Origin of the sequence: Paenibacillus sp. PK3_47, from assembly GCF_023520895.1 — a bacterium.
GTDB lineage: Bacteria > Bacillota > Bacilli > Paenibacillales > Paenibacillaceae > Paenibacillus_AQ.
Window position 1 is genome coordinate 4,948,815 of sequence record NZ_CP026029.1, and the last position, 12,219, is coordinate 4,961,033.

Annotated in this window: 13 protein-coding genes; 11 read left to right on the forward strand and 2 right to left on the reverse strand. The window is 51.0% G+C overall.

The features are described 5' to 3' along the window. Positions 1–66: 66 nt before the first annotated feature. A complete protein-coding gene (locus C2I18_RS21455; protein WP_249897758.1) occupies positions 67–1,659 on the forward strand; it encodes an amidohydrolase in 1,593 nt (530 codons plus the stop codon). Positions 1,660–1,805: 146 nt separating this feature from the next. Then, a complete protein-coding gene (locus C2I18_RS21460; RefSeq protein ID WP_249897759.1) occupies positions 1,806–2,702 on the forward strand; it encodes a hypothetical protein in 897 nt (298 codons plus the stop codon). Between the two features lie 84 nt (positions 2,703–2,786). Here C2I18_RS21460 and C2I18_RS21465 read toward each other — a convergent pair whose 3' ends face one another. Continuing rightward, the gene (locus C2I18_RS21465) at positions 2,787–3,245 is read right to left on the reverse strand and encodes a hypothetical protein (RefSeq protein WP_249897760.1); all 459 of its coding nucleotides are present in this window, start codon (positions 3,243–3,245) and stop codon (positions 2,787–2,789) included. Positions 3,246–3,406: 161 nt separating this feature from the next. Here C2I18_RS21465 and C2I18_RS21470 point away from each other — a divergent pair, with 161 nt between their 5' ends. Next, positions 3,407–3,784 carry a DUF423 domain-containing protein gene (locus tag C2I18_RS21470; protein WP_249897761.1) on the forward strand — a complete coding sequence of 126 codons (378 nt, stop codon included), beginning with the start codon at positions 3,407–3,409 and terminating at the stop codon, positions 3,782–3,784. Positions 3,785–3,877: 93 nt separating this feature from the next. Here the strand turns inward: C2I18_RS21470 and C2I18_RS21475 are convergent, their stop codons facing one another. Beyond that, a complete protein-coding gene (locus tag C2I18_RS21475; RefSeq protein ID WP_249897762.1) occupies positions 3,878–4,372 on the reverse strand; it encodes a hypothetical protein in 495 nt (164 codons plus the stop codon). A gap of 206 nt (positions 4,373–4,578) precedes the next feature. On the opposite strand from C2I18_RS21475, the gene C2I18_RS21480 reads away from it, so the two are divergent. The 8 genes from C2I18_RS21480 (at position 4,579) to sufB (ending at position 11,766) form a co-directional block, all read left to right on the forward strand. Continuing rightward, positions 4,579–4,881: a YunC family protein gene (locus C2I18_RS21480; RefSeq protein WP_249897763.1), complete on the forward strand. Its 303-nt coding sequence runs from the start codon at positions 4,579–4,581 to the stop codon at positions 4,879–4,881. A gap of 257 nt (positions 4,882–5,138) precedes the next feature. Beyond that, on the forward strand, positions 5,139–5,600 hold the full coding sequence (locus tag C2I18_RS21485; RefSeq protein WP_249897764.1) for a Dps family protein: 462 nt from the start codon (positions 5,139–5,141) through the stop codon (positions 5,598–5,600). A gap of 185 nt (positions 5,601–5,785) precedes the next feature. Then, positions 5,786–6,358 carry a DUF1802 family protein gene (locus C2I18_RS21490; protein ID WP_249897765.1) on the forward strand — a complete coding sequence of 191 codons (573 nt, stop codon included), beginning with the start codon at positions 5,786–5,788 and terminating at the stop codon, positions 6,356–6,358. A 231-nt stretch (positions 6,359–6,589) separates the two neighbouring features. Continuing rightward, positions 6,590–7,372: a Fe-S cluster assembly ATPase SufC gene (sufC, locus tag C2I18_RS21495; protein ID WP_249897766.1), complete on the forward strand. Its 783-nt coding sequence runs from the start codon at positions 6,590–6,592 to the stop codon at positions 7,370–7,372. A gap of 28 nt (positions 7,373–7,400) precedes the next feature. Beyond that, the gene (gene sufD / locus C2I18_RS21500) at positions 7,401–8,702 is read left to right on the forward strand and encodes a Fe-S cluster assembly protein SufD (protein ID WP_249897767.1); all 1,302 of its coding nucleotides are present in this window, start codon (positions 7,401–7,403) and stop codon (positions 8,700–8,702) included. Then, positions 8,699–9,925 (forward strand): cysteine desulfurase, encoded by a 1,227-nt coding sequence (locus tag C2I18_RS21505; RefSeq protein WP_249897768.1) that lies wholly within the window; start codon positions 8,699–8,701, stop codon positions 9,923–9,925. The genes sufD and C2I18_RS21505 overlap by 4 nt, the downstream gene beginning before the upstream one ends. Then, positions 9,912–10,349, forward strand: coding sequence for a Fe-S cluster assembly sulfur transfer protein SufU (sufU, locus tag C2I18_RS21510; RefSeq protein ID WP_249897769.1), 438 nt, complete (start codon positions 9,912–9,914; stop codon positions 10,347–10,349). The genes C2I18_RS21505 and sufU overlap by 14 nt, the downstream gene beginning before the upstream one ends. Positions 10,350–10,368: 19 nt before the next feature. Beyond that, positions 10,369–11,766: a Fe-S cluster assembly protein SufB gene (sufB, locus tag C2I18_RS21515; protein WP_249897770.1), complete on the forward strand. Its 1,398-nt coding sequence runs from the start codon at positions 10,369–10,371 to the stop codon at positions 11,764–11,766. The last annotated feature ends 453 nt before the right edge of the window (positions 11,767–12,219 follow it).

The following is a 12,219-nucleotide window of genomic DNA, read 5'->3' on the forward strand; positions in this document are numbered from 1 at the left end:
TGTGAGAAACGTCTTGCAGGCAAACGGGTTTCATATTTTTCATCTGATAAAAAGGAGTGTAATTCCATGAGCGCCACATTATTTAAAAATGGCATTCTGCCGTTTCACAGCCATCAAGCTGCTGACGCTGTATATGTTGAAAACGGGGTAATTGCTGCCGTTGGGGAGAGCAGTGAGCTGGCCCTGCAGCTAAGCGGCACAAGCTACAGCACAGTGGACTGGGACGGAGCTTATGTGCTGCCCGGCTTGACAGATGCGCATGTGCATCTGGGCATGCACGGGATGAAGCTGGACATGCTGGATTTCACCGGCATGACCTCCAGGGAAGAGATGCTGGGGGCCATCAGGAAGCGTGCGGAGGTGACGCCTCCGGGAGAATGGATTCTCGGCCTGAACTGGAATGAGAATGAGTTCAGGGATATGACAGCCCCGCATATCTCCGAGCTGGATGAGGTGACAGACCGCCATCCTGTCTTTCTGACGCGGACCTGTTTCCATGCCTTTTTGGGAAACAGCGAGGCCTTCAGGCGGGCAGGAGTCAGCGAGCTGACTCCTGATTTCGCATCCGGAGCTTACGGGCGGGATACCGGAGGCAGGCTGAACGGCTGGATTTATGAGGATGCTGCGCAGCCGTTCAATGCTGTGCAGCCTGCCCCCGGCTATGCGGCCAAGAAAGAGGCGGTCCGCCGCGGAATAACCGATGCCCTCTCACTGGGGCTGACGGCTGTCCACACCGAGGATCTAAGGTTACTGGACAGTGTGGAGACCATGCTGCGGATTCACCGTGAGCTGCGGGAAGAAGGGCTCTTCTTCCGCACTCACCAGCTCATGTATTACAGTTACCTTCAGGAAATGGAAGCACTGGGCCTGAAGGCCGGGTACGGGGATGAGTGGCTGCGGATCGGTGCCGTCAAGCTGTTCGCCGATGGCGCCATCGGCGGGCGGACAGCACTGCTGGAGCAGCCCTACAGCGATGCTCCGGATACCTGCGGCATTGCTATCCACCCGCAGGAGGGGCTTAATGAAATCGTCGCCGCCGCCCGCCGGCAGGGCTTTCCGGTGGCCGTGCATGCGATCGGGGACGCCGCAGCCCGGATGACACTTGCTGCTATGGAGCACAGCCGGCTGCCGATGAACGCTGCACTGCCGGACCGCTTCATTCATGCCCAGGTGCTGAATGCCGAACGGGTGCAGCAGATGAGCCGAATGCGGCTGATCGCTGATATTCAGCCGCGGTTCGTTGCCAGTGATTTCCCGTGGGTTCTGGAACGGGTAGGCCCGGCAAGAACCGGACATCTGTATGCCTGGAAGAAGCTGCTGGATGCCGGGATTATATGTGCAGGAGGCAGCGATGCGCCGATTGAGCCGATCAGTCCGTTCCTCGGGCTTCATGCCGCAGTGACCCGCCGCAAGCCGGGGGAAAGTCATGGGGGCTATCTGCCGGAAGAGAAGCTGGACATCCGGGAAGCTCTGGGGCTGTTCACGACAGGCAGCGCCCTGGCAGCAGGCGAGGAGCAGGAGCGGGGAAGGATCGCGCCCGGCCAGCGGGCGGATTTCACGGTAATTGACCGCGACATCTGTATGGATGCGGAGGAACTGCTGAAGGTAAATGTAAGAATGACGGTGGTTAACGGTGTTGCTGCTTATACTGCCGGATAACGTATATTTTGGAGAATTGTACTGACTTCCAGCCTTGCCGGCATGCCTGCCGCCCAAGTTTATGCAACCATTACATCGGGTTAAACGTTAATAAGGGTAAGCAAGCGAAGATCTAAATCTACGCGCAAGATGAGGAGGCAGTCAACATGAGACACAACCGTTCATTACCCGCTGTTGCTGCAGTTGCAGTGTTAATGCTGACCTTAACCGCCTGTGGCGGCAGTACTCCCGCAGATGCACCCGGGGAGCCTTCGGCTACCGTGGCGCCGTCTCCGGTGGAGAGCATGTCCCCGCCGTCACCAAGTCCTGCGGCTGCTGAAGAAGCCCAGGTAATCAGCGGTAGCGGAACCTATGTCGGACAAATCGATAACCATTCCATTGAAATAACGACTGAAGAAGGGCCGACAGCTTTTGAGCTTGGAACTGTATCTGATAGTGTGCTTGAAGGATTGGAGATGGACGATCCTGTAGTTTTTGAATATGTGGAAAAAGCTGTGGAAGGTGATCCTTTGGTATTCCAGCGCGTGCTCTCCAAGCTCGCCAAGGAGGACAATGCCGCCGGTGCAGCACCCGTCAATGACAGCTTGCCGGCAACCAAGAACATTAAGCTTACCCTTGAGGGCATGGAGGAAGAGAAAACCGCTGCTCTTGTACAGGGAGAGGGCTATGCCCTTTATATGTTTGATTTTTTCACGTTTGACGCATCGGAGAACAAGTTGTCGGTGAATGCAGACCCCGATTATTATGCCGAGATCACCAAACTGCCGTCCGACTTTAACCTTGATGCTTTGGAAGAAGAGGGGCGGCAGGAGCTGGCGGCTACAGGTGAAGTTACAGCGCTCAGCCAGGAAGAGCAAGACGTCCGTTTATCCGGCTCAAGGCTGTTTTTGACCGCAATGGGGCAGGGAATGACGCGTGAGTATATTGTTAAGGAGGTTGACGGTCAAGGCTACATTGTGAAGCTGAACATTCCGCAGAGAGAGGCTTCGGAGGGCTTTTGGCCGCATGTCTATGCAATGCTCGATTCCATGGTCAACCGTTAACTGCTGCTAATTAAGAAGGCGCCCAGGATCGACAATAATGTCGTCGGGGCGCCTTTACTTGTGCCGTTGTACAGCTGCTGCCTCTTAAGCTGCATTCACCAGCACAGTGGCAATCATCAGCATAAAGAGCAGGAGGAACAAACCGTTAATAATCGTGCCGATTATCGCAAAGACCTTCTTGCGTCTGCGCAGCGTCATTCCGATAATACCGGTAACAGCCCCGATGACATTAAGGGCGGCGAGAATCAGTACGGACAACCCCAGATACATAATAGTCTCGGCCGATTCGACAAGCACATCGTTGTTCACGTCCAGAACATTTGCGGCATGGAAGCCTACGAATACAAAAGAAACAGCGTAACCGATAAGTGTTACAAGCGCGATGATGAATGAGGCAATGCCGGGTCCGGAATGCTTGAAATCCCGTTTGTTCTCCTGGTAGGGATACATCTCTTCTCCATATACCGGCGCTCCCGGCTCCATTTCATTCTTGAAGCGCGGATCATCAGGCGGGTCTTGTTTTGACGGAGGAATATAGTCCATAGGGTGCACTCCTTGTGAATGAGATTACTTATAATAACCACTTTTCCATAATAATGATGCAAAAGCAAGCCTAAAGCCGTAAATACAGCAGTCCCTGTGGAAATTAATCATGCCGATAGGTTAAGATAGGGGAAGTCCATTCATAAGGAGTGTAACGATCCATGCAGCGTAGATTTATGGTCTGGGGAGCTGTACTGGCGATGCTGTCAGTCGGGATAGGCGCATTTGGAGCGCATATGCTGGAGTCTGTCCTCAGCGAACATTATATGCAGGTATATGAGACGGGAGTGCAATACCATATGGTGCATGCGCTTGGCCTGATGATCATCGCGCTGGTTGCGGGCCAGTGGGGAGAGAGCAGACGCCTGCGCTGGGCGGGCAATCTGATTATACTGGGGATCATTCTTTTCTCCGGCAGTCTGTATGTATTAAGCATCAGCGGAATCAAAGTTCTCGGCGCCATTACCCCGTTGGGCGGTGTGGCCTTTATTGCCGGATGGATTTGCCTGGCAGTGGAAGCCTTTTCGCGGAAACCGTGAGATCAGACCGGATATCCCGGATAATAACAAAAAAGCACCTGCCTGTGGAAACATTCCAAGGAGGTGCTTTTTTGTATGCCTCAGTACCTGATTCTACATAAATTCGTCAATTTCATTAAGCTTAAACGTGTACACCTGCTTCTCGTCTACATGATAGACACTGATCGAGTTGGCTGCTTCATCAAAATTCAAAATCCGGCAGGGCATGGATACCTGCTTGCCCGGACGGTTCGTTCTGAGGCGGACCAGCTGGTTGTTCTGAATATATTGCCTGATCCTGCCAAAGATATCCGGAGCGCTGTCCCGGGGCGGCTGCTGATCCGGCTGCTTCCCGGCCTGCTTGGCGGGTACTGTAAATGAAGCGGGCGGTGCAGATTCCTGATTCAGGGCCAGCTTGGCGGAACGGAGCAGCGTGTCGATGGTTCTGCCCAGCTCAAGACCTGATTTAATGTTGAAATCCGCAATTTTGTCGCTGTTATTCAATATTTCCAGTAAATATTGCAGTGCAAGCGGGTTGGTACGGGCATTAATCAGGATGTCGACGTTAAACAAATAGTTGCCGTCCGTGTGTTGTAGTTTTTTGTCCATTAATCCCCCAGCTTTTCCATAAACACATTTCTTAAAGTATATAAACTATACCATTAAATAAACAATAATCATACTACCGGTTTCCTGGTTATAAAGTGCAGTATATACCGTTTCTTTCCATGGGAAATAGAGTTATCTGTCCACACGGGCCTCCAGGAGACAGCATACAAATACATCGTGTACTGTGAATAAAGGAGGAGCTGCCATTGGTTACGATAGAGCCTGTCAAAGTGGGGGATCATACGCTGGTTGGTGTCGAGGTCAAGCTTCCTAAAACAACGCTGCTTACCATCAGCACAAGCCGGGGTTATATTATGTGCGGGGCACTTGATGTAGGCCTGCTCAACGAAAAGCTTAGTGACCGCCAGATTATTGCCGCCAGGGCTGTAGGTGTGCGTACACTGCCGCAACTGCTTGCAGCACCGCTCGAATCTGTTACGACTGAGGCGGAGAAAATGGGCATTGTTCCCGGCATGACCGGTGCGGATGCACTGCTTCTCATGCTTTAATTGTGTTTTGGCTATATACGTCAGATGAAGGGACCGCAAGGTCCCTTTTTGGCGTTGCAGATCCGGGGCATAAGGTAAGGAATCTTGGTCATCCTACGGAAGAGGACATGCTTTTCATCAAGGCGATATTATGGCTGCCCGGCGAACTCCTTTTTGTTTCGTCATACAAGCAAAAGGGTAAATTCAATATAGACAATTGCACAGCCGGGCAATGGATCAACTGCCGGCTAATCTATGGATAAGGAAGGGATCAACCAATGGCTAAAGCAACTAACAAGGTAGATACTGCATCTTTGGAACAACTACTTAACCGCGAGGTCGCTAACTTTAATGTATTGTACGTCAAAATTCACAACTATCACTGGTACGTAAAAGGCGAACAGTTCTTCGCCCTGCATGTGAAGTTTGAAGAGCTGTACGATGACATTACACTGAAGATGGACGAAGTCGCTGAACGCCTGCTGGCGATCAAAGGCAGCCCGGCTGCAACCATGAAGGAATATCTGGAGATTTCCACAATCCAGGAAGCAACAGGCAAAGAGGATACACGCGGCATGGTTCAGACTCTGATTGAGGACTTTGCCACCGTATCTGAAGAGCTGACAGAAGGCATCGAGCTTGCTGAAGAAGCCAGCGATCAGCCGACCGCCGACCTGCTCACAGGAATCCGTGCAGATCTCGAGAAACATCAATGGATGCTGCGTGCGTTCCTCGGCTAAGCTATTCATTGCACACCCGGACCTGTTCATAATAATAAATAGAGCCTCCCGAGCGGAGGCTTTATTTTTTTGAGCGGGAGCTGCTCATGCAGGACAGAGATTTGGCCTGATTTGTAGACTTTTGCAGCAGGCGATATAATTCTTAGGTGTGAATGCATGTTTATTAATGAAGGGAGTGGGTAACCTTGAACGCTAACCCTGTAGCACTGAAAGAATGGGCGTCAGCTATACGGGCGCTGAAAGAGGGCCGGCAGATTATGCTTATGCGCAAAGGGGGAATAGCGGAAGAAACGAAGCGTTTTGAGCTGAAAAGCCACTCGTTTTATCTGTATCCTACGTATGAGCACCAGCGTCCGGAGCTGCTGAAGGAGCAGTACCGTCATCTTGTGGGCGATACGCTCGGGGAGATGGATGCAAACGCCGCTGAGATCGGTCTTACGGCTTACGCAGAGGCAGTACATGATCTGGAGATTCATGACCTGGAACAGCTGGAGCTGCTCTATCCTTATCATATCTGGAGTGAAGGGCTGGCTGCCGAAAGACTGCGCTGGAAGGCCAAGGAACCGCTGCATGTACTTTTGCTGCGCGTATATGTTCCGGAATCCCCGGTATCTGTGGAGATACTGCCGGAATACTCCGGCTGCCGCTCCTGGATTGAGCTGGGGGCACCGCCGGAATCCGGCAGCCTGCGCCCGGTTTTGGATGACGAAACCTTTAACCGCAAGGTGGCTGACATCCTCTCTGCCCTGGGAAGGTAACCTTTGTGCAGCAAACACTGGACAAGGATGACAGGCGCGAAAATTGTAAATAGATATTTGTAAAAAAACATGCTTTGTAATAAAATTAGTGAGAATCATTGATAATCACTATGTTTTATTTTATAATTATTACAATCTGAGAAAAATTATAATTGTGCAGGCCATCAGGGATATCCTGTTACAATACAACTTTCTGGTTTCGCAAATTGATTAGTGGAGGGAATAATAATTATGGCAGCAGATTTTGTCATTGAGGGACTGAAAGCGACGATTGAAGGAAAAGAAATTCTGAAGGGAATTAACCTTCAAATGAAGGGTGGAGAAATCCACGCGATCATGGGACCGAACGGTACCGGTAAAAGTACACTGGCATCGGCACTTATGGGTCATCCTAAATATGAAGTAACTGAAGGCACTGCAGTGCTGGACGGTGAAGACCTGCTGGAGATGGCTGTTGACGAGCGCGCACGTGCAGGCCTGTTCCTGGCTATGCAGTATCCAAGCGAAATTGCCGGAGTAACCAACTCCGACTTCCTGCGCAGTGCAATCAATTCCCGCCGCGAAGAAGGCAACGAAATTTCCCTGATCCGCTTTATCCGTCAGATGGAAGCAAAGATGAAGGAGCTGGAGATGAATCCGGAATTCCTGCACCGCTACCTGAACGAAGGCTTCTCCGGCGGTGAGAAGAAGCGTAACGAAATCCTTCAAATGATGATGCTGGATCCGAAGATCGTTATTCTTGACGAAATTGACTCCGGCCTTGATATTGATGCACTCAAAATTGTTGCCGAGGGCGTGAACGCTATGCGCAGCCCTGAACGTGGTTTCCTTGTTATTACCCACTACCAGCGTCTTTTGAACTACATCAAACCGGATTTTGTCCATGTTATGATGCAGGGACGTATTGTGAAATCCGGCGGACCTGAGCTTGCAGAACGTCTGGAAGCAGAAGGCTACGAATGGGTGAAGGAAGAGCTCGGCATTGAAGATGAAACTGTAGGTCAAGAAGCTTAAGAAGACGCCAGGAAGGAGGAAACCACTTATGACGACGCAAACCATTCTTCCGGTGGACGCCGGACGTCTCAGCGAATTATCGCAGGGCAGCGGTGAGCCGGGCTGGCTTACAGAGAGCCGTTTGAAGGCTCTGGAGCTTGCTGCCGGGCTGGAACTGCCAAAACTAGAGAAGACTCGGATTGAACGCTGGAATGTAAATAATTACGGAACTTATAAAGCAAGCGAGCCTATTGCAGCACTTAGCGAAGCGCCTGCTTCCATCGCTGCCCTGATCAAGGATCAGGAGGAAGGCAGCCTTATCATTCAGCGCAATTCGGGCGCAGTATATACCCGTCTTGCTCCTGAGCTTGCCGCTCAGGGCGTGATCTTTACAGATCTGCAGACCGCTGTGAAGGAGCATGGCGATCTTGTGCAGCGTTACCTGCATAAGGCTGTGCAGCCTGATGAGCATTCTATTGCCGCACTGCATGCAGCACTTTGGAGCGGAGGGGTATTCCTCTATGTTCCGAAGAATGTAATAATTGAGACGCCGCTGCAGGCCGTGTTCCTTACAGATGATGCAGAAGCTGCTTTTGTTCCGCATATTCTGGTTGTTGCGGATACGAACAGTTCGGTGACTTATGTAGACAACTATGTATCCGACAAGACGGAAGCCGGACTTCACAACGGTGCGGTTGAAGTATTCGTGGGCGCAGGTGCAGCAGTGCGTTACGCTACTGTACACCAGCTGGGTGAAGACACTACGGACGTAACCTACCGCCGGGCTGTGCTGGAGAATGACGGAAGTATTGAATGGATTGTCGGCGAGATGAACTATGGCGATACTGCAAGTGATACGAAATCAGTGCTGAAGGGTAATGGTTCTAACTCGGACGCTAAAGTGATTGCTGTCGGTTCAGGTTCACAGAAGCTGAATTATACGACTCAAGCACAGCATTTCGGCAAGCACACGCCAAGTGACATGATTACCCGTGCGGTTATGCGTGACTCGGCGAATTCCATTATTAACGGGATTACCAAAATCGAGAAGGGTGCCACAAGAGCTGACGGCCAGCAGACCGAAAAGGTGCTGATGCTGAGCCCGAAAGCGCGCGGTGACGCCAATCCGATTCTGCTTATCGATGAAGATGATGTTACAGCAGGCCATGCCGCTTCCGTAGGACAGGTCAATTATGAGCAAGTGTATTACCTGATGTCCCGCGGAATTACACGGCATGATGCAGAAAAACTGATCATATACGGCTTCCTGGCACCTGTTGTGTCGCAAATTCCACTGGAGGGACTGCGCAATCAGCTCCAAACTCTTGTGGAAAGGAAGTTAGGCCAATGATTACCGGCAATATCCGGGAACAGTTCCCCATCCTGAACCAAAAGATTAACGGACATCCGCTGGTCTACCTGGACAGCGCGGCAACCTCACAGAAGCCGCGCCAGGTGATCGAGGCGGTCAAAGCATACTATGAGTGGGATAATGCTAACGTACACCGCGGTGTACATACCCTTGGCAGCCGTGCTACTGACGCTTATGAAGGTGCACGCGAGAAAGCGGCGAAGTTTATTAACGCCCGCAGCACCAAGGAGATTATTTACACCCGCGGGACGACAACTGCACTCAACATTGTTGCTTCTTCTTATGGCCCGGCGAATGTAGGTGAGGGCGATGAAATTGTCATTACCCAGATGGAGCATCACAGCAACTTCATTCCATGGCAGCAGCTGGCCAAGAGAACAGGAGCTACACTGAAATTTATTCCTCTGCAAAAGGACGGTACAGTAACGCTGGAGGATGCGGAGAACACAATTACAGACAACACCAAGATTGTGGCTATCGCTTATGTTTCCAACGTTATGGGTGTGACTAATCCGGTTAAAGAGCTGGCAGCCATTGCCCACCGTCATGGAGCAGTTATTGTAGTGGACGGGGCGCAGAGCACTCCGCATATGAAGGTGGATGTGCAGGATCTGGATTGTGATTTCTACGCATTCTCCGGACACAAAATGCTTGCCCCGACCGGAATCGGCGTGCTGTACGGCAAGAAGGCTCTGCTTGAAGCAATGGAGCCTTACGAATTCGGGGGAGAAATGATTGATGATGTCGGTCTGTACGACTCCACATGGAAAGAATTGCCCTGGAAGTTCGAAGGCGGGACACCGATCATTGCCGGTGCCGTTGGGCTTGGAGCGGCAATTGATTTCCTTACGGAAGTCGGAATGGATAACATTCACCAGCATGAGATGAAGCTGGCCGCTTATGCGGAAGAACGGCTCTCTGAGGTGAACGGGCTGACCATTTACGGTCCCCGGAACCGCCAGGTGGGAGTAGTTACATTTAATCTGGGCGATGTTCACCCGCATGATGTGGCTACGGTGCTTGATGCGGAAGGCATTGCCGTCCGTGCCGGACACCACTGCTGCCAGCCGCTGATGCGCTGGCTGGAGGTCAGCTCCACCGCCCGTGCCAGCTTCTATCTGTACAACAACGAGCAGGATGTTGATGCGCTGGTAGACGCTTTAATCAAGGCAAAGGAGTATTTCGCCTATGAACTTGGATGACTTGTATAGACGCGTAATTATGGATCATTATAAAAATCCCCGGAACCGTGGTTCATTTGAGGATGACGCACTAAAGATCGAACTCAATAACCCGACCTGCGGCGACAGAATTACGCTGCAGCTGAAGGTAGAGAACGGTGTGGTTCAGGATGCACGCTACAGCGGCGAGGGCTGTTCGATCAGCATGTCCTCGGCTTCCATGATGACGGAGGCTGTCAAGGGACAGACTGTGGATCATGCGCTTGAGCTGGCTGACCGGTTCTCTTCCCTGATGAAGGGTGAAACTGTTGATTTTGAAGAATATGAAGACATTGAAGCCCTTTCCGGTGTAAATAAATTTCCGGCGCGGATCAAATGTGCCACCCTGGCATGGAACGCGCTGCGCAAAGGCATAGACGTAGAAGAAGGGCACCAACACCAATAGAACTAAGGAGGCTGACACCATGGCTAAGAAAGCGCCTGATATGGAGGAATACCAGTACGGGTTCCGTGATGAGCACAAGTCAATATTTCAGTCTGGTAAAGGACTCACGGAAGAAATCGTCCGGGAAATCTCCGCAATCAAAAATGAGCCGGAGTGGATGCTGAATTTCCGTCTCAAGGCTCTGGAGCAATTCCGTAAGATGCCGATGCCAAAATGGGGCGGCAATCTGGATGATTTGGATTTTGACGATATTCAATATTATGTAAGACCTTCCGAGAAGCAAGGGAAGACCTGGGAAGAGGTTCCTTCCGAAATCAAGGAAACCTTTGACAAGCTGGGTATTCCGGAAGCGGAGCAAAAGTTTCTGGCCGGTGTCTCGGCACAGTACGAATCTGAGGTAGTTTATCACAGCATGCAGAAGAATCTTGAAGATCAAGGGGTTATCTTCACGGATACCGATACTGCGCTGCGTGAGCACCCTGAGCTGTTCAAGAAATTCTTCGGTACAATAATTCCTCCGGCAGATAACAAGTTTGCCGCGCTTAACAGCGCAGTATGGTCCGGCGGCAGCTTCATCTATGTGCCAAAAGGCGTGAAATGCGAAGTGCCTCTGCAGGCTTACTTCCGCATCAACTCTGAGAACATGGGACAATTCGAGCGTACGCTGATCCTTGCTGATGAAGACAGCTTTGTACACTATGTAGAAGGCTGTACAGCACCGATCTACAGCACGAACTCCCTGCACAGTGCCGTTGTAGAAATTCTGTGCATGAAGAATGCCCGTGTCCGTTATACAACGATTCAGAACTGGGCACCTAACATTTATAATCTCGTTACCAAACGTGCGGTAGCCGAAGAGAATGCCACCATGGAATGGGTGGACGGAAACATCGGCTCCAAGCTGACGATGAAATATCCTGCGGTTGTACTTAAAGGCCGCGGAGCGAAGGGGTCGGTATTGTCCATTGCGGTAGCAGGCAAAGACCAGCACCAGGATGCAGGCGCCAAAATGATTCACCTGGCTCCGGACACGACTTCCACCATCGTATCGAAATCGATCAGCAAGCATGGCGGCAAGGTAACTTACCGCGGTCTCGCTTCCTTCGGCCGTCAGGCGGAAGGCGCCAAAGCAAACATCAAGTGCGATACGCTCATTCTGGATAATGAGTCCACCTCGGACACCATTCCATACAATGAGATTATGAACGATAACATCATCCTTGAGCATGAAGCAACGGTATCCAAGGTTTCTGAAGAGCAGCTGTTCTACCTCATGAGCCGCGGTCTTAGCGAAGCTGACGCCACACAGATGATTATTATGGGCTTCATCGAGCCGTTCACCAAAGAACTGCCGATGGAATACGCCGTAGAAATGAACCGTCTCATCAAATTCGAGATGGAAGGCTCTATCGGTTAAGGTTGCCCAGTAAGCAGCCTCCGGTATTTATACAGTAACATGCAAATACGTGTCCGCAGCACTCTTGGGTCTATTGTAACCAGGAGGCCGGACACGTATTTTTTTCACCCGGATAATTGGTTAAAAGGAATAAGCAGAAGGGGACGTGCGTACGGGCAGAGCTGGTACGTGGATGATAATAGGCGGGAAGGCAGGATACAGGCGGACAGACAAAAATCAGATTGCTTTAAAACGCTTTATGGTCCATACCGGAAAAGTGAACTCACCGTTGTCTGTTATGATCGTACAATTTTCAGACTGGCTGCTGTGCTTGCATACACCCCTGTAGGTTTCTCCGCTGATCAGGTGGATTTGAAGCGGTATTCTCTCAGCAATGGCCTGACGTAAATGATTTATATTCATAGTATGATTCTCCCTGAAAAAGCTCCGGATTATTATAAAGTTTAATTAAAC